This is a genomic window from Quadrisphaera sp. KR29, from assembly GCF_052644995.1.
Window position 1 is genome coordinate 73,176 of sequence record NZ_JBQXXG010000009.1, and the last position, 17,945, is coordinate 91,120.

At 76.0% G+C, this 17,945-nt stretch carries 14 protein-coding genes; 12 read left to right on the plus strand and 2 right to left on the minus strand.

Annotation, left to right across the window (positions count from 1 at the left end):
* Nucleotides 1–2: 2 nt before the first annotated feature.
* A complete protein-coding gene (locus ACUN9U_RS10165) occupies nucleotides 3–596 on the plus strand; it encodes a GNAT family N-acetyltransferase (protein ID WP_445484841.1) in 594 nt (197 codons plus the stop codon).
* 52 nt (nucleotides 597–648) lie between these two features.
* On the opposite strand, the gene ACUN9U_RS10170 is transcribed toward ACUN9U_RS10165, so the two are convergent.
* Entirely contained in the window at nucleotides 649–3,075 is a 2,427-nt protein-coding gene (locus tag ACUN9U_RS10170; protein ID WP_445484842.1) for a DUF222 domain-containing protein, read from the minus strand.
* Nucleotides 3,076–3,268: 193 nt separating this feature from the next.
* On the opposite strand from ACUN9U_RS10170, the gene pafA reads away from it, so the two are divergent.
* From pafA to ACUN9U_RS10225, 11 genes are all read left to right on the plus strand, one after another.
* Entirely contained in the window at nucleotides 3,269–4,630 is a 1,362-nt protein-coding gene (gene pafA, locus ACUN9U_RS10175) for a Pup--protein ligase (RefSeq protein ID WP_445484843.1), read from the plus strand.
* 59 nt (nucleotides 4,631–4,689) lie between these two features.
* The gene (locus ACUN9U_RS10180; RefSeq protein ID WP_445484844.1) at nucleotides 4,690–5,667 is read left to right on the plus strand and encodes an FKBP-type peptidyl-prolyl cis-trans isomerase; all 978 of its coding nucleotides are present in this window, start codon (nucleotides 4,690–4,692) and stop codon (nucleotides 5,665–5,667) included.
* A gap of 19 nt (nucleotides 5,668–5,686) precedes the next feature.
* On the plus strand, nucleotides 5,687–6,076 hold the full coding sequence (locus ACUN9U_RS10185) for an FKBP-type peptidyl-prolyl cis-trans isomerase (RefSeq protein ID WP_445484845.1): 390 nt from the start codon (nucleotides 5,687–5,689) through the stop codon (nucleotides 6,074–6,076).
* A 113-nt stretch (nucleotides 6,077–6,189) separates the two neighbouring features.
* Nucleotides 6,190–7,632, plus strand: coding sequence for an MFS transporter (locus ACUN9U_RS10190; protein WP_445484846.1), 1,443 nt, complete (start codon nucleotides 6,190–6,192; stop codon nucleotides 7,630–7,632).
* Between the two features lie 5 nt (nucleotides 7,633–7,637).
* Complete coding sequence (locus ACUN9U_RS10195) at nucleotides 7,638–9,920, plus strand: molybdopterin oxidoreductase family protein (RefSeq protein ID WP_445484847.1); 2,283 nt, start codon at nucleotides 7,638–7,640, stop codon at nucleotides 9,918–9,920.
* Entirely contained in the window at nucleotides 9,917–10,264 is a 348-nt protein-coding gene (locus tag ACUN9U_RS10200) for a molybdopterin oxidoreductase (protein WP_445484848.1), read from the plus strand. The genes ACUN9U_RS10195 and ACUN9U_RS10200 overlap by 4 nt, the downstream gene beginning before the upstream one ends.
* On the plus strand, nucleotides 10,264–12,864 hold the full coding sequence (gene nirB, locus ACUN9U_RS10205; RefSeq protein ID WP_445484849.1) for a nitrite reductase large subunit NirB: 2,601 nt from the start codon (nucleotides 10,264–10,266) through the stop codon (nucleotides 12,862–12,864). Before ACUN9U_RS10200 ends, nirB begins: the two co-directional genes overlap by 1 nt.
* Nucleotides 12,865–12,869: 5 nt before the next feature.
* The gene (locus tag ACUN9U_RS10210) at nucleotides 12,870–13,217 is read left to right on the plus strand and encodes a Rieske (2Fe-2S) protein (RefSeq protein WP_445484909.1); all 348 of its coding nucleotides are present in this window, start codon (nucleotides 12,870–12,872) and stop codon (nucleotides 13,215–13,217) included.
* A gap of 227 nt (nucleotides 13,218–13,444) precedes the next feature.
* Nucleotides 13,445–14,725, plus strand: a complete 1,281-nt coding sequence (gene cobA / locus ACUN9U_RS10215) for a uroporphyrinogen-III C-methyltransferase (RefSeq protein ID WP_445484850.1) — start codon at nucleotides 13,445–13,447, stop codon at nucleotides 14,723–14,725.
* A complete protein-coding gene (locus tag ACUN9U_RS10220; protein ID WP_445484851.1) occupies nucleotides 14,722–15,894 on the plus strand; it encodes a uroporphyrinogen-III synthase in 1,173 nt (390 codons plus the stop codon). Before cobA ends, ACUN9U_RS10220 begins: the two co-directional genes overlap by 4 nt.
* Entirely contained in the window at nucleotides 15,891–16,727 is an 837-nt protein-coding gene (locus ACUN9U_RS10225) for a sirohydrochlorin chelatase (protein WP_445484852.1), read from the plus strand. Before ACUN9U_RS10220 ends, ACUN9U_RS10225 begins: the two co-directional genes overlap by 4 nt.
* Here the strand turns inward: ACUN9U_RS10225 and ACUN9U_RS10230 are convergent.
* Nucleotides 16,720–17,907 carry an ATP-binding protein gene (locus tag ACUN9U_RS10230; protein ID WP_445484853.1) on the minus strand — a complete coding sequence of 396 codons (1,188 nt, stop codon included), beginning with the start codon at nucleotides 17,905–17,907 and terminating at the stop codon, nucleotides 16,720–16,722. The two genes, ACUN9U_RS10225 and ACUN9U_RS10230, sit on opposite strands and share 8 nt — an antisense overlap.
* Between the last annotated feature and the right edge of the window lie 38 nt (nucleotides 17,908–17,945).

Consider the following 17,945-nt stretch of genomic DNA (forward strand, 5'->3'; position numbering starts at 1 on the left):
ACGTGGGTGGGTGGCGCCTGCGCCCTGCGCGGGCGGCCGACGCCGGTGAGATGCTCGTGGTGACGCTGGCCGCCTTCGTCAGCGAGGCGCAGCGCTACGACGACCCGCTCCTGCCACCGCTGCGCGAGACCGTCGCCGACGTGCGGGCCGCCGTCGAGGACCCCTGCCAGCGCGTCGTGGTCGCCGAGGCCGGCGCGTGGTCGGACTGGAGGCCCGACCGGCTGCTCGGTGCGGTCCGCGTTCGGCTCGCCCGCGGCCTGCCGGCCGCGAGGGACGACGGCGGGGACGACGACGGCGGGGACGACGGCTCGGCGGGGGCCGCTGTGCTCGTCGGGCACGTGGGACGGCTCGTGGTGGCCCCGGACGCGCAGGGCCGCGGACTGGGCAGGGCCCTGCTCGGCGCCGTCGAGGACGAGGCCCGCCGCGCCGGTGCCGTGAGGCTGGAGCTCTTCACCGGCGCGGACTCCGAGGGGTCGATCGCGCTGTACCGGCGCGCCGGCTTCCAGCTCAGCGACAGGCCCGGCGACGTCGACCGGGTGGACGACCGCGGCGTGCGCCTCGTGGTCCTGGTCAAGCCGCTGGGCGACGAGAGCTGATCCGCGGCCGGCGAGCACCGGCCGGGCGACCGTGCGCGCCTCTCGAGGCGCCTCAGAAGTCCGGTTCGTCGGGGAAGGTGGTGCGCCCGGGCCGGGTGGCCGCCGGGGGAGCCGCGGCAGCGGCGGACCGCGGGTGGCGGCGTCCGAGGCGCGCCTCCTCGTCGGGGTGGCGGGGAGGCCACGGCGTGGGGCGGTACCTCTCGTCGGGCAGAGCTGCCCGCCGCGGTGCGCTGTGGTGCTCGAAGCCCAGCGGCGAGCGCCAGTGCGAGGACCCGTGGTCGCACCGCCACTGCTGCCAGCGCGCGGACCAGCGCACCCACCCGTCGTCGAGGTCGCAGGAGAGCCGGGCGGTGTCCGTGCCGTGCTTCAGCAGGTGGTGCCGCCGGCACTTCGGCTCGAGGTTGCAGGCGCACGTGGTGCCCCCGCCGGCGGCCGGTCCACCGCGGCGGAACGGCACCACGTGGTCGAGGTCGCACGCGGTGGCCCGTCGCCGGCACCCGGGGTGGGCGCAGCGGCTCCACCGCCGCCGGACCACGCGGGCCAGGGCAGCGGGTGGCGTGTAGCAGCGGCCACCCCCCACCGGTGCCACAGGACAGCGGGAAGGGTTGGTGGGCGCGCAGGCGCCGTCGGTGCACGGGTGTGGGGAGTCGGCGTCTGCCTCGACCAGGAGGTCGTCGGGGTCGGCGGAAGCACCAGGGCTGTCGCCGAGTGAGCCTGCACCCCCGCCGCCGTCATCCGGTGGGTCCTCGGAGTCGTCGAGCCCGGTGTCCGGCACCTGCTGGACGGGGCGTCCGTGGACGTCGCCCGGACCAGCACCCGGTCCGCTGCTCGGTCCGCTGCTCGGTCCAGGGGGTGGCGAGCCCGGCGGCTCGGGAGGTGGTGGGGGCGCCGGTGGCCCGGGGTCCTTCAGCCAGCTGGCGGGGTACGTGTGCCCGTCCACGGTGACCAGGTCACCGGTGAAGGGGTCGGTGAGGATCCGCCGCAGGCGGCAGCGCTCCCACGCGAGGCCCTGGCGGACCAGCCAGCCGGGCACCCAGCCGTGGCCCTCCAGCCAGCCCGGCTGGTCGTCGTGGCCGCACAGCGTCGACAGCGCGGCGTGCACCTCGAGGACCACCTGCGGCCGACGCGCACCCGGTTCGGCGGGGGAGGCGGTGAGCACCGCGGCGGCCATCGCGTCGAAGCGGTGGGCGGGGAGCCGGCGGGCGTCGTGGACGGCGGCGTCCGCCCCGGGGCCGTCAGGGGCGCCGCCGAGCCCGTCCACGCCGTTGGCGCAGGGGTCCCCGCCGTCGGCGGGCAGGCGCCCGTCGGCGATGGCCGACCGCGCCTCGGCGAGGTTGAGGCCGGCGACGGTGTCGAGGTGCTCGTAGACGGCCGTCACGGTGGTCGCCGGCCCGGTCATCACCAGCTGAGCGATGCCGTCTCCCAGGGACCGCTTCACCACCGACCGGGCCGAGACCTTCCGCTGCGACCGGCGGCGCACGGCGGCGGCGTCCTTGCGGGCCACCACCTCGTCGACGACGTCCTTCAGCTCGGCGGTGCTCAGCCCGAGCCCGGACCCGTCGGGTCCGAAGACCTCCTCGTCCAGCTCGAGCGCCAGCTGCGGGTCGAGCTCGAGGCTCTGCTCGGCGACCACCCGCACGAGAGCGAGGTCGAGCCGTCCGGCCTCCAGCCGCTCCAGGGTCCTCGGCAGGCAGCTGACCAGGTGCTCCGCCATCCGCACCTGCGTGCCCGCGCGGTGCTCGGTCCACGCGAGCAGGAGAGCGACCTCGCTGACCAGGTCGTGCAGCCCCGCCGCCTCCAGCGCCTCGCGCTGCCTCCGGGACCGCGACGAGGGCCCGTGGTGCCCGTCGTCCTCGCCGGTCTCCTCGTCGGGGTGGTGCACCGCGGCGCGGTACAGCGGCGCCATCGCGGCCAGCGCCCGCAGCTGCTGGCCCTGCGCGCGCCCCACGGCCGCCTGGTGGGTGCGCAGCCGGTGGGCGTGCTGCACCGCGGCGTGCAGGGCGGCCCGCTCGGCGACGACGGCGCGGACGCGGCGGCGCTCGTCGTCGTCGGCGTCGTGGACCAGCCAGCGCTCGAACTCCCGCGCAGCGCGGTGCTGGGCCTCTCGGCGCTCGAAGGGCGGAGGTCCTGGCTGCTCGACCGGGTCGCAGGCGCCGTCGTCGGGGTGCTGGGCCAGGCCGGAGACGTCGTCCAGGGGAGCGTCGTCGGCGGCCGTGGCGACCCGCCAGCTGCCTCGCCCGGCGTCCCAGACCCACTCGGCCCCCGGGACGGCGCGGGCGGTGAGCACGTGGTCGAGCAGGCCCTCCTCCATCCCGGCGGGGCCGGGCAGCCCGCGCCGGGCGACGTCCCGCCGGGTCGCCTCGTGCCGGCGACGGGCGGGACCGCGCGGCGGCTGCGGCACCAGGGCGGCACGACGGCGACGGGCCTGCGAGCGGGTCCTGCGGGCCGCCGGCTCAGCGCTCCGCGGGGCCTCGTCCACGTCGCCCAGGATACCGACAGGTGTTCGAAGACGCAACCGCATGAGTGCTCTGACCTGCGGAGACGCCGCCCCGGGGAGGGGGGTGCGGACCTCCCGGGGGGACGGTGGCGGGGGCCCGCGACAGCCCGCCCGCCGCGGCCCGGGTGCGCGCCCCGCCCGCGCGCCCCCCGGCGGCCGACGTACTGTGGCGAGCGTGGACCGCCGGATCCTGGGTCTGGAGACCGAGTACGGGGTCACCTGCGCCGCGGACGGCCAGCGCCGCCTGTCCGCCGACGAGGTCGCCCGCTACCTCTTCCGCAAGGTCGTCTCCTGGGGGCGCTCCTCCAACGTCTTCCTGCGCAACGGGGCCCGCCTCTACCTCGACGTGGGCTCCCACCCCGAGTACGCCACCCCCGAGTGCGACGACGTGCGCCAGCTCGTCGTCCACGACAGGGCCGGCGAGCGCATCCTCGAGGGCCTCACGGTGGACGCCGAGCGCCGCCTGGCCGAGGAGGGCATCGGCGGGGAGGTGTTCCTGTTCAAGAACAACACCGACTCCGCGGGGAACTCCTACGGCTGCCACGAGAACTACCTCGTGCCCCGGGCCGGGGAGTTCGCCCGCCTCGCCGACGTCCTGATTCCCTTCCTGGTCACCCGGCAGGTGCTCGTGGGCGCCGGCAAGGTGCTCCAGACCCCCCGCGGCGCCGTCTACTGCCTCTCCCAGCGCGCCGACCACATCTGGGAGGGCGTCTCCAGCGCCACCACGCGCAGCCGGCCGATCATCAACACCCGTGACGAGCCCCACGCCGACGCCGACAGGTTCCGCCGCCTGCACGTCATCGTGGGCGACTCGAACATGTCCGAGACCACCACGATGCTCAAGACCGGCGCCGTCGACATCGTCCTGCGGATGCTGGAGAGCGGCGTGGCGGTGCGCGACCTGTCGCTGGAGAACCCGATCCGGGCCATCCGCGAGGTGAGCCACGACACCACGGGGCGCCGGCTGCTGAAGCTGGCCAACGGCGGCGAGGCCAGCGCGCTGGAGGTGCAGGAGGAGTACCTCGAGCGCGCGAAGGCCTTCATCGACGAGGAGGGCACGCGGAACACCACCGACAAGCGCGTGCTGGACCTGTGGGAGCGCGGCCTGCGGGCGGTCCGCGAGGGGGACCTGTCCCTGGTCGACAGGGAGCTCGACTGGGTCATCAAGCTCAAGCTCGTGGAGCGCTACCGAGCCCGGCACGGGCTGGCGCTGTCCGACGCCCGGGTCGCCCGCCTCGACCTGGCCTACCACGACGTCTCGCGCACCCGCGGCCTGTACAACCTCCTCGCCGCCCGCGGCATGGTCGAGCGCGTCAGCAGCGACATCGAGGTCTTCGAGGCCACCAGCGTGCCCCCGCAGACCACCCGCGCCCGCCTGCGCGGCGACTTCGTGAGGACCGCCCAGGAGAAGCGCCGCGACTTCACCGTCGACTGGGTGCACCTCAAGCTCAACGACCAGTCCCAGCGCACCGTGCTGTGCAAGGACCCCTTCCGCTCGGTGGACGAGCGGGTGGAGCGCCTCATCGCGAGCATGTGAGGGCACCCAGCCCGGTCGCGTAGCGTGCCCGGGTGCTCGCCGCTCGTCGTCCTGCTGTCGTGGCCCTGCTCCTGACCGGCTCCCTCGCCCTGGCGGGGTGCTCGGGGGGCTCTGGCGACGACGACGCCGCGGGCGGCGGCTCCTCCAGCGCGAGCAGCGCCGCGCCCGCCGCCGACCTCGACCAGGTGACCGTCACCCCGGCCGCGGAGGGCGCCACCGGCGCCGCCGCCGTGCCGCAGGTGAGCGTGCCGGCCGGCTTCAGCACCGGGCAGACCACGACCAAGGTCGTCACCCCCGGCGGCGACCAGGAGGTCGCCACGGGCGAGGTGGTGACCGTGGAGTTCGTCGGCGTCAACGGCAGGACGGGCGAGCAGTTCGGCGCCAGCGGGTGGAGCGGCAGCCCCGTCTCCTTCGTCCTGGGCCCGGGCGTCATCCCGGGCTTCACGAAGGCCCTGGAGGGCGCCACGGTCGGCAGCCAGGTGCTCACCGCCGTGGCGCCGGAGGACGGCTACGGCGCCCAGGGCGGCCTCGAGCAGGCCGGCATCGGCCCGACGGACACCCTCGTGTACCTCATCGACGTCCAGGCGGTCAGGCCCGGCTGGGCCACGGGGACGCCCCAGGACGCCCCCCTGCCCGACGGCGTCTCGGTCGCGGTGGACGACGGGACGCACGTGCCCGCCATCACCGTGGACGGGTCGGTGCCCCCGCCGACCGCGCTGGTCAGCCAGGTGCTCGTCAAGGGCGACGGTGACCCGGTCCAGCAGGGCCAGCAGCTGACCATGCAGTACACCGGCGTCACCTGGGCCAGCGGTGAGCAGTTCGACTCCTCGTGGAGCCGGGGCACGCCCTTCGACTTCGTCCTGGGCGAGGGACAGGTCATCAAGGGCTGGGACCAGGGTCTGGTGGGCGTGCCCGTCGGCAGCCAGGTGCTGCTCGTCATCCCCCCCGACCTCGGCTACGGGGACCAGGACCAGGGCGACGCGATCCCCGCGGGCTCGACCCTGGTGTTCGTGGTCGACGTGCTGGCCGCGCAGTAGTCCGGGCACAGTGGACCCCATGAGCACCCCGAACCACGCCTCCGAGCGCCCCGAGGTCGACCCGCCCGAGGGGCCCGCCCCCACCGAGCTGGTCATCACCGACATCTCCGTCGGCGACGGCCCCGAGGCCACCCCGGGCTCCACCGTGACCACCCACTACGTGGGCGTCACCCACTCCACCGGCGAGCAGTTCGACGCCTCCTGGGACCGCGGGGAGCCGCTGAGCTTCCGCGTCGGCGTGGGCCAGGTCATCAAGGGCTGGGACGACGGGCTGATCGGCATGCGCGTCGGCGGCCGCCGCCGCCTGGAGATCCCCTCGGAGCAGGCGTACGGCAAGCGCGGCGCGGGTGGCGTCATCGGCCCGGACGAGGCCCTCGTCTTCGTGGTCGACCTCGTCGGCGTCCGCTGAGCCGCACCGCTCCTCCGCCACCTCTCTCCTCCCTCGCCGCCGTGTGAGGGAAGCGTGCCGGTGCCGTCACACAGCGGCACCGGCACGCAACACGGCGTCCCTACGTTCGCGGCATGTCGCAGGACACCCGCGCCACCACGGCCGCAGCGCCCGACCGCCTCGAGGTGGTCACCACCTCGGACGGCCCGACCAGCACCCCGACCAGACCCCTCGCCAGCCCCCACGGCGGAGCGGTCGGCACCACCGACGCGCCGCGCCGCGGACGCTGGGTCGACGTCTGGAACCCCGAGGACCACGCCCAGTGGGAGGGCGGTGGCCGCGCCGTCGCCCGCCGCAACCTGTGGTGGTCCATCGCCGCCGAGTTCCTCGGCTTCACCGTGTGGCAGCTCTGGTCGATCGCCACCCCGGTGCTCATCGCCGCCGGCTACCCGATCACCGTCGACCAGGCCCTGTGGCTCACCGCCGTCCCGGTGCTGGTCGGCGCCACGATGCGCTTCCCGTACTCCTTCGCCGTGGCGAGGTTCGGCGGGCGCAACTGGACGATCGTCTCCGCGCTGCTGCTCATCGTCCCCTGCCTCGGCCTTGCCTACGTGGCCACCAACCCCGGCACCCCGTTCTGGCTGATGCTCCTCGTCGCCGCCACCGCCGGCGTGGGCGGCGGCAACTTCGCCTCCTCGATGAGCAACATCTCCTTCTTCTTCCCCGAGAAGGAGAAGGGCGCCGCGCTCGGCCTCAACGCCGCCGGCGGCAACATCGGCGTGGCCGTCATCCAGTTCGTCACGCCGTTCCTCGTGGTCGCCGGCGTCGCCGCCAGCACCGCCCGCCCCGCCTACATCCTCGTCCCGCTGATCCTCGTCGCGGCGTTCGGCGCCTGGCGGTACATGGACAACCTCTCCCAGGCCAGGGCCGACGGCGAGGCCTGGAAGCTGGCAGCGCGCACCCGCCACACCTGGATCGTCTCGCTGCTCTACATCGGCACCTTCGGCTCCTTCATCGGCTACGCCGCCGCCTTCCCGCTGCTGCTGAAGACGCAGTTCCCCGAGGTCGACCTCGGCATCGCCTTCCTCGGCGCGCTCGTCGGGTCGCTCGCCCGCCCCTACGGCGGCAAGCTCGCCGACCGCCTCGGCGGTGCCCGCATCAGCATCGCCGCCTACGCGGTCCTGGCCCTCGGGGCAGCCGGCGCCGTGGTGGCGCTCCAGATGCAGAGCCTGCCGCTGTTCTTCGCGGCCTTCATGGTCCTGTTCGTCGCCAGCGGCATCGGCAACGGCTCGACCTACCGCATGATCCCGGCGATCTTCCGCGGCAGGACCTCCACGGACGACGTCGAGGGCATGGTCCGCGCCAAGCGCATCGCCTCGGCCTGCATCGGCATCTCCGCCGGCATCGGCGCCTACGGCGGCTTCCTGGTCAACCGCGGCTTCGCCACCTCCACCGCCCAGTTCGGCTCGCTGCAGCCGGCCCTGTGGACGTTCGTCGGCTTCTACGTCCTGTGCATCGCGGTCACGTGGGCGGTCTACGCCCGCAAGGGCGCCCTGGGCCTGGGCGAGCGGATCTGAGCCCGGTGCTCCTCTCCACGCCCGTCGTCCGGGCCGGCGCTGGCAGCGGCCAGCGCCCGGTCCGGACGACGACGCGCACGCACTGCCCGTACTGCTCGCTGCAGTGCGGGATCCTCCTCACCGCCGGTGGGCGGCCGGCGTCGCTCGAGCCCGACCCGGACTTCCCCACGAACCGGGGCGGCCTGTGCTCCAAGGGCTGGACCGCCGCCGAGCTGCTCGACCACCCCGACCGCCTGCTGACCCCGCTGGCCCGCGCGGTGCCCGGTGACCGGACCTCCCCGCTGGTCGAGGTGACGTGGGAGGAGGCGCTCGAGCGCGTCGTCGCCGCGATCACCGCCACGCAGGCCCGCCACGGCCGCGGCGCCGTCGGGGTCTTCGGGGGCGGCGGCCTGACCAACGAGAAGGCGTACGCCCTGGGCAAGTTCGCCCGGGTCGCGCTGCGCACCAGCGCCATCGACTACAACGGCCGCTTCTGCATGAGCAGCGCCGCCGGCGCGATGAACCGCGTCTTCGGCGTCGACCGCGGCCTGCCGTTCCCCCTCGCCGACCTCGCCGACGCCGACGCGATCATGATCACCGGTGGCAACCCCGCCGCCACGATGCCGCCCGCCATGCAGTTCTTCGACGCGGCCCGCTCGCGCGGCGCCTCACTGGTGGTCGTCGACCCGCGCCGCACCCCGACCGCTGCGGCGGCCGCCGCGCAGGGCGTGCACCTGGCTCCGGTGCCCGGCACGGACCTGCCGCTGCTGCTGGGCATGCTCCACGTCGCCGTGCACGACGGGTTCGTCGACCACGACTACGTCGAGGCCCGCACGACCGGCTTCGAGGCCGCGGCGGCGGCCGCCGCCCAGTGGTGGCCCGACCGCGTCGAGCGCACCACCGGCGTGCCCGAGGGCGACCTGCGCCGCGCCGTCCGCCTGCTCGCCGACGCCGCCCGCCGCGGCGGCGCCGTCATGCTCTCGGGCCGCGGCGCCGAGCAGCACGCCAACGGCACCGACACCGTGCTGGCGCAGGCCAACCTCGCGCTCGCCCTCGGGCTGCCCGGCCGACCGGGCTCCGGCTTCGGCACCGTCACCGGGCAGGGCAACGGCCAGGGCGGTCGGGAGCACGGCCTCAAGGCCGACCAGCTGCCCGGCTACCGGTCCATCACCGACTCCGCCGCCCGCGCCCACGTCGCCGACGTCTGGGGCGTGGACCCCGACGTGCTCCCCGGCCCGGGGCGCTCCGCCTACGAGATGCTCGACGCCCTGGGCGGCGGCGAGTCCGGCACGGGCGACGGCGTGCGCACGCTGCTGCTGCTCGCCTCCAACCCCGTCGTCTCCGCCCCGGACGCCGAGCGCGTGCGCCGCCGGCTCGCGGCGCTGGACCACCTCGTCGTCGTCGACTTCTTCCTGTCCGAGACCGCGGCGCTGGCCGACGTCGTCCTGCCGACCGCCCAGTGGGCCGAGGAGGCCGGCACGATGACCACCGTCGAGGGGCGCGTCGTCCTGCGGCGCCGGGCGCTGGCACCCCCGGACGGCGTCCGCGACGACCTGGAGCTGCTCAACGCCCTGGCCCACCGCCTCGACCTGCCGGACGGGCTGGACGCCGACGCCGCGTTCCCCACCGACCCGGAGGCCGTCTTCACCGAGCTGCGCCGCGCCAGCGCGGGCGGCCGGGCGGACTACTCCGGCATCACCTACACCCGGCTCGAGGCCGAGCAGGGAGTCTTCTGGCCCTGCCCGCAGCAGGACGACGACGGCGGGGAGCAGCATCCCGGCACCCCGCGGCTGTTCGCCGAGTCCTTCCCCACCCACGACGGCCGGGCGCAGTGCGCCGTGGTCCGGTACACCCCCCGCGCCGAGCGGACCTCGGCGGCGGAGTTCCCCTACGTGCTCACCACCGGCCGGACCATGGCGCAGTACCAGTCCGGCACCCAGACCCGGCGGGTGCGCCAGCTGGTCATGGCCGACCCCGACGCGCGCGCCGAGCTGCACCCCGACCTCGCCCGCCGCCACGGCGTGGCCGACGGCGACCTCGTGCGCCTCACCACCCGCCGCGGCAGCGCCCTGTTCCGCGCCCGGGTGACCAAGGACATCGTCACCGGGACGGTCTTCGTGCCCTTCCACTGGGGCGGGATGAGCGTGGCCAACGCCCTCACCGACACCCGCCTGGACCCCGTCAGCCGGATGCCGGAGTTCAAGGCGTGCGCCGTGCGCCTGGAGCGCCACGACCCTGGTGGCGCAGACCCCGAAGCCGTTGACCTCCGTCGCGAACCCGACCGCACCACCCGAGGAGATGCCCGATGAGCTCGACCTTCCGCTTCCTGCAGGGGGTCTTCCCCGTCACCGGGGCCGGCCTCGACAAGCACGCGCTGCTCGACGAGTCCCTCACCTACGCCGTCCCCGAGGGCCGGCGCGCGCAGGTCCTGTACTTCCGCGGCGGCAACGCCAGCGACGAGCTGCTGATCGTCGTGCTCGTGCGGGACGGGGTGCCGATGCGCTGGTTCCCGATCGGCGCCAAGGGGGACGTGCACGTGCCGCTGCGGGTGGTGGAGGACGTCGAGGCCGGTGAGGTGCTGGAGCTGCACGTGGCGGCGCCGTCAGGGCTGGTGGCGAGCGTCGTCGTCGACCTGGGTCTGGTGGAGGTCTGATGCACGTGACGAGGAAGCGCCACCTGGTGCTGGTGGGCAACGGCATGGCCGGCGCCCGGCTGCTGGAGGAGCTGCTCGAGCGCGGCGCGTCCGACCAGTTCGAGATCACCGTCTTCGGTGACGAGCCGTACGGCAACTACAACCGGATCATGCTGTCGCACGTCCTCGCGGGCGAGGACGGCGAGGAGTCGATCTACCTCAACGAGATCGGCTGGTACGCCGAGAACGGCATCGAGCTGCGCTCGGGGGTCCGCGTCGTCGACGTCGACCTGCCCGCCCGCGAGGTCGTCGACGCCACCGGTGCCCGCACCGGCTACGACGTGCTGGTCATCGCCACCGGCTCCTCCCCGCACTTCCCGCCGATGGACGGGCTGCGCCGCGAGGACGGCTCGCTGCTGCCGGGCGTCTCCGGCTTCCGGTCGCTCGACGAGACCCGGGCGATGCTCGAGGAGGCCCGGTCGGGGCACCACGAGCGCGCCGTCGTCATCGGCGGCGGGCTGCTGGGGCTGGAGGCCGCCAAGGGCCTGCAGAACCACGGCCTGGACGTCACCGTCATCCACTCCCCGCAGCACCTCATGAACCAGCAGCTCGACGCCGACGCCGGCGCCGTGCTGCGGCGCTCGATCGAGGAGGCCGGCATCTCCGTGGTGACCGGCGCCCGCACCACGGGGCTGACCGCATGCACCGAGAAGGGCCGGGTCTCTGGCGTCGTCCTCAAGGACGGCCGCACCTTCCCGGCCGACATGGTGGTGGTCACCGCCGGCATCCGCCCCACCACCGACGTCGGCCTGCGGGCGGGCCTGGTGGTGGAGCGGGGCATCGTCGTCGACGACCAGATGCGCTGCGTGGAGCAGCCCGTCGGGTCGCAGGTGTACGCCCTGGGGGAGTGCGCCCAGCACCGCGGGGAGACCTACGGCCTGGTGGCACCGCTGTGGGAGCAGGCCACCGTGCTCGCCGACGTCCTCAGCGGCGCCGACCCCGACGCCGCCTACCACGGGTCGAGGACGTCGACCAAGCTCAAGGTGGCCGGCGTCGACGTCGCCTCCATCGGCCAGTCGGGCCCGGTGCACCCCGAGGACGAGCACGTCGTCTTCTCCGACGTCCGCCGCGGGCTGTACCAGTCCGTGGTGGTGCGCGACGGCAGGCTCGTCGGCGCGACGCTGCTCGGCGACACCCGCAAGAGCGCCGCGCTGCAGCAGGTGTTCGACAGGGGGCTGCCGCTGCCCGAGCAGCGCGTGGAGCTGCTCTTCGACCTCGGCGCCACCGCCGAGGGCTCCGTGGAGGACCTGGCGGACGACGCGCAGGTGTGCAACTGCAACGGCGTGACCAAGGGCGACATCCGCAGTGCCGTGGCCGGTGGGTGTTCATCAGTGCGGGGCGTCATGGACGCCACCCGCGCCGGCAAGGGCTGCGGCTCGTGCAAGGACGTCGTCGGCACGCTCGTGGAGCACGCCGTCGCCGCCGGTGGCGGGGCGCTCACCGAGGACCCGTCCGTCCACTGGTACGTGCCCGGCGTGCCGCTGCGCAAGGACGAGCTCGTCGCCGCCATCCGCGAGCAGCACCTCACCTCCGTCTCGGCCGTCTTCGCCGCGCTCGCGCCCGGTGGCACCGAGGACGCGAAGTCGAAGATGGGCCTGACCTCCCTGCTGCGGACCCTGTGGCCGACGGAGTTCGTCGACGAGCGCGACGCCCGGTTCATCAACGACCGCGTCCACGCCAACATCCAGCGCGACGGCACCTTCAGCGTGGTCCCGCAGATGAAGGGCGGCGTCACCACCCCCGACCAGCTGCGCCGCATCGCCGACGTGGCCGAGAAGTACGGCGTCGGGATGCTCAAGGTCACCGGCGGGCAGCGCATCGACATGCTGGGCGTCACGAAGGAGGACCTGCCGAAGGTCTGGGCCGACCTCGACATGCCGTCCGGGTACGCCTACGGCAAGTCGATGCGCACGGTGAAGACCTGCGTCGGCACCGACTACTGCCGCTTCGGCCTGGGGGACTCCACCGCCCTCGGCATCGCCATCGAGGAGCGCTTCCAGGGCATCGAGACCCCCGCCAAGCTCAAGCTCGGCGTGGTCGGCTGCCCGCGCAACTGCGCGGAGGCCTACGTCAAGGACGTCGGCGTCGTCGCCATCGGGGGCGGGAAGTGGGAGGTCTACGTGGGGGGCGCCGCAGGGGCGTCCGTCCGCAAGGGCGACCTGCTCGCCACGGTCGACTCGCCCGAGGCCGTCATCGCGCTGACCGGCAGGTTCATCCAGTTCTACCGGACCTGGGGCAACTGGCTGGAGCGCACCTACGACTTCGTGCCCCGGCTGAGCATCGAGCGGCTGCGGCTGGTGCTCGTGGAGGACTCCGACGGGATGTGCGAGCAGCTGGACGCCGAGATCGACGCCGCCTGCGCCGCCTACCGCGACCCGTGGAAGGAGCGCGACGCCCCCGACGCGCCCGGCCGCTTCTCCGCCCCCGCGCTGCCGCTGCTCCCGCTGCCCGTGGTGCCCGGGCGCCCCATGGGCGCTCCCGGCGGCACGCCCCGCGAGCAGCTCCCCGTGGAGGTCGTCATGCCCAACCGGGAGGCCCTCATGGCTGGAGCGCAGCAGTGACCGCGGTGGACACGAGGACGGCGACGGCGACGGCGACGACCGGGGTGCGGGTCGCTGCGCTCGCGGAGATCCCCCCGGGGGAGGGGCGCGCGTACGTCGTGGACGGCGCTCAGGTGGCGGTGTTCCACCACCGCGACGGCCGCGTCTCGGCCGTCGACGCCGTGTGCCCCCACTCCGGCGGGCCGCTCGCGGACGGGCAGATCGACTCCTGCGTGGTCATCTGCCCGCTGCACCTCAACACGTGGGACCTGCGCACGGGCGAGTCGACCTCTGGCCAGGCGCCGGTGCGCGTGCACGCCGTCGTCGTCGTCGACACCCCCGACGGCCCACACGTCCACGTCACCCCCGCCTGACCGGCCAGCCCGCCCCGTCCCGCACTTTCCGCGGCAAGTGCCCCGACGACGCCCTCCTTCCCGCACCTTCCGCGGCAAGTGCGAGAAGGAGGGGGGCCGGAAGCGCACTTGCCGCGGAAAGTGCGAAGGGGGGGCTCACAGCCGCGCGCACTGGGTGAGAGGACGGCCGTCACGCACCGCAACGTGGCGCAACACGCCCGTCACACACCGCGGGCACCCTGGCGCCCATGAGCCCGACCTACCCGCTGCACCTCGACCTGCAGGGACGGCGCGCCGTGGTGGTCGGCGGCGGCCCGGTGGCCGCCCGCCGCGCCGCGGGCCTGCTCGAGGCCGGAGCGGACGTGCTGCTCGTCGCCCCGCGGGCCTGCCCGGAGGTCGCCGAGCTCGACGCCGCCGGCCAGCTGTCCTGGCGCCGGGGCAGGTTCGCGGCCACCGACCTCGACGGCGCCTGGCTCGTCCACACCGCCACCGGCGTGCCCCGCACCGACGACGCCGTGGCCGCCGAGGCCGCCTCCCGCCGCCTGTGGTGCGTGCGCGCCGACGACGCGCAGCGCTCGCGGGCGTGGACCCCCGCCGTCGTGCGCCACGACGACGTCGTCGTCTCCGTCACCGCCGGCGGCGACCCCCGCCGCGCCGCCGCCGTCCGCGACGGCGTCCGCCTCGGCCTGACCTCCGGCGCGCTGCCCCTGCGCCGCCACCGCCGCCCCGGCCACGGGCTGGGCCGCGTCACCCTCGTCGGCGGCGGCCCCGGCGACGCCTCCCTCATCACCCTCGCAGGCCGGCGGGCGCTCGCGGAGGCCGACGTCGTCGTCGTCGACAGGCTCGCCCCGCGCGACCTGCTGGCCGAGCTGGACGCCGACGTGGAGGTGGTCGACGTCGGCAAGGCCCCCGACCACCACCCCGTCCCGCAGCGCGAGATCGAGCGGGTGCTCGTCGACCGCGCGCTGCGCGGCCTGCGCGTGGTGCGCCTCAAGGGCGGGGACGGCTACGTCTTCGGCCGCGGCGCCGAGGAGCTGGCGGCCTGCCGCGCCGCCGGCGTGCCCTGCGACGTCGTGCCCGGCATCACCAGCGCCCTGGCCGTGCCCGCCGCCGCCGGCATCCCCGTCACCCACCGCGGCACCTCCCGCTCGGTGACCGTGATGACCGGCCACGACGTCCTCGCCGCCGACGAGCTGCGCGACCTGGCCGCCCAGACCCGCCGCGGCGGCACCCTGGTGGTGCTCATGGGCGTCTCCCGGCTCGCCGAGCTGGCCGACGGGCTCGTGGCCCAGGGCGCCGACCCCCAGCTGCCCGTCGCCGTGGTCGAGAGCGGCTGCACCCCGCAGCAGAGGACGACGACGGCGACGCTCGCCGACGCCGCGGCCACGGCGCAGCGCCGCGGCGTGCAGGCGCCCGCCGTGCTCGTCATCGGCGCGGTGGCCGCCATGGCCCGCAGGCACCCCGCACCGCGCACCGGCCCGGCCAGCGCCCACGCCGCGCCGCGCCCCGGCGCCGCGGCCCAGCGGTGAGCGCCACCTCCGGGACCGCCGAGCTCGTGACCGCCCCCGGGCCCTGCACCGAGCTGGACCCCACCCAGCTGCTCGGCGCCACGATCGGCGTCACGAGCCACCGCCGCTCCGACGAGCTCATCGCCACCTTCACCCGCCGCGGTGCCGGCGTGCTCCACGCCCCAACCATGCGCATCGTCCCCATCGCCGAGGACGCCGCCCTCGTGGCCGGCACCCGCGCCGCCATCGCCGACCCGCCCGACGTGCTCGTGGTCACCACCGCCATCGGCCTGCGGGGGTGGATCTCCGCCGCCGAGGCCCACGGCCTGGACGAGGCCCTGGTGGCCGCGCTGGCGGGCACGCAGGTGCTCGCCCGCGGGCCCAAGGCCCGCGGCGCGGTGCGCGCCGCGGGCCTGTCCGAGGCGTGGACGGCGGCCAGCGAGCAGACCGCGGAGGCCGTCGAGCACCTCCTGGCGCAGGGCGCGGCCGGCAGGTCGGTGCTCGTGCAGCTGCACGGCGCCGCGGGTCTGGAGGACCTCGAGCCCCTGCGGCGCGCCGGCGCGGACGTGCGCACCGTGGCCGTCTACCGCTGGGAGCCCCCGGAGGAGCCCGGCGCCGTCGACAGGCTCGTCGACGCCCTGGCCTCCCGCAGCCTCGACGCCGTGACGTTCACCTCCGCCCCCGGTGCCGTGGCGCTCCTGGAGGCCGCCGAGCGCCGCGGCCGCCTGCCGGGTGTGCTCGCGGCCATGGGGAGCGCCGACGTCGTCTGCTGCGCCGTCGGCGACGTCACCGCCGCGCCGCTGCGCCAGCGCGGCCTGGACCCCCTCGTGCCCGAGCGCTGGCGCCTGGGCGCCCTCATGCGCTGCCTGTCGGCGCACCTGGCCGAGCACCCCCGCGCCCGGGTGGCCACCCCGGCCGGGGAGCTGGTGGTGCGCGCCCGCGCGGCCGTGCTCGACGGCCGCGTGCTGGACCTGGCACCCGGGCCGCTGTCGCTGCTGGCGCGCCTGGCCGCAGCGCCCGGCCGCGTCGTCTCCCGCGGCGAGCTGCTCGCCGAGCTGCCGGCCGCCACCGACGGCCACGCCGTGGAGGTGGCCGTGGCCCGGCTGCGGGCGGCGCTGCCGCGCCCCGCCGGCGGCGAGGCCCTCGTGCGCACGGTGGTCAAGCGCGGCTACGCCCTGGGCCTCGCGTGAGCGCCCCACGCCCGGACCGAGCCCCCGCGCCCGGGGACCCGCCGGTGCTCGTGGCCGTCTCCCACGGCACCCGCTCGCCCACCGGCCGGCGGACGGTCGCCCAGCTGCGCCTGGCGGTGGCCGCAGCCCGGCCCGGCCTGGAGGTGGTGGCCGCCCACGTCGACGTCCAGAAGCCCGCCCTGGACGACGTCGTCGCCCGCCTGGCCGCGGCCGGGCGGGCCTGCGTCGTCGTCCCCCTGCTGCTGTCCACCGGGTACCACGTGCGCTGCGACGTCGAGGGCGCCGTGCGCGCGGCCCGCGCCGCCGGCGGCCGGGCCGTGGCCGCGGCGGCGCTGGGACCGGACCCCGTGCTCGTGGACGTCCTGCTCGACCGCCTGGCGGCGGCCGGTGCCCGCGACGAGGACGCCGTGGTGCTCGCCGCCGCCGGCTCCCTGGCCCCGCGGGCCGCGGCCGACGTCGAGGAGGTGCTCGCGGCCCTGTCAGCCCGCCGCACCGGGCCCGTCACCGCGGGGTACGCCAGCGCCCAGGAGCCGACCGTGGCGCAGGCGTGCGCCCGGTCGCGCGCCGCCCACCCCCGCCGCCGGGTGGCGGTGGCGCCCTACCTGCTCGCGCCCGGGGTGTTCTCCCGGCGGCTCGAGGCGCTGCTCGGCCCCGGTGCGGGGACGGGCGGGGCGGCCGACGTCGTCGCGGCGACGCTGTGCGCCGACGGCGACGTCGACGTGCGCCTGGCCGACCTCGCGCTGCGCCGCTACGACGAGGCCCTCGCCACGGCCGGGTGGGACCAGGGCGGTGGGGCAGGGGTCGGCCCGCTGGCTGCCGCCCTGCTCAGCTGACGGGCTGCCGCCCGATGAAGTCGGCCATGCCGGGCACGGTGAACGCCACCACCCCGTGCTCGGGGGCGTAGACCAGCCCCTTGGCGATGAGGCTGGCCCGCGCCGGCCCCAGGCTGGCCACCTTGCGGCCCAGCCGGGCGGCGACCTCGCCGGAGGGGGAGCCGGCGTCACCGTCGACGGCCATGGCCCGCAGGTAGGCCTGCTCGGCGGTGGTCGCGCGGTCCCACCGGGACCTGAAGAAGCCGTCGTCGAGGGCGGCGCGGCCGCGGGCGGCGCCCACCCGGGCGTCGGCGTGGGCGATGGTGGGCCCCTCGGCCTCGTTCCAGCACTCCTGGCCGAACTGCTGCAGGAAGTAGGGGTAGCCACCGGTGGCGGCCACCACCAGCTCCACCGCGCCGTCGGTCCAGTGCACGCCCTCGGCCACCGCGGGCGCCACCAGCGCCTCCACGGCGGCGTCGGGGGTGAGCTGCTCGATGCGCTCGTAGACGAAGAGCCGCTCGGCGTAGGACTTGGCCTCGGAGAGCACCCGCGGCAGGCTCGGCAGGCCGGCCAGGGCCACGAGCACCGGCCAGTCCTGCTGGCCCGCGGCGTGGGTGACGGCGCACAGGGCCGCGAGCTCCTCGGCGGTGGCGTCCTGCGCCTCGTCGACCAGCAGCGCCATTCCCCTGCCCTCCTCCGCTGCGCCCGCCGAGACGTCGCGCACCAGCTTGGCGAGGTCGGCCTCCAGCACGCCGGTGTCGGCCCCGCCCCCGCCGGCGGTGTCCAGGTCCACCCCGAAGTTCCAGGTGCCGGCGGTGTCGTAGGAGGCCTTGAAGCTCAGCGCGGTGCGCAGCGCCGCCAGCAGGCGGCGCCCGGCGCTGGGGCGGGCCAGGTCGACCAGGGGGGCGTGCAGCGCCTCGCCGACCGCCCCGCGCAGCCCTGCGGGGGAGCCGGCGCTGCCGCGGCCGGCCTCGACCTGCGCCACCACCCACCCGCGCTGGGCCGCGGCGGTGCGGAAGCTGGACAGCAGCACCGTCTTGCCCACCCCGCGCAGGCCGTAGAGCACCACCGGCTGCGCCGTGCGGCCGCGCTCGACCCGGTCCAGCCCCACCCGCCAGGCCTCCCGCTGGCGGTCGCGGCCCACCAGCGCCGCCGGGGTGCGACCGGCGCCGGGCGCGTAGGGGTTGGCCACCGGGTCCACCCCCGCAGCCTACGGGTGTAGCGGTCTGTAGGGCCGTG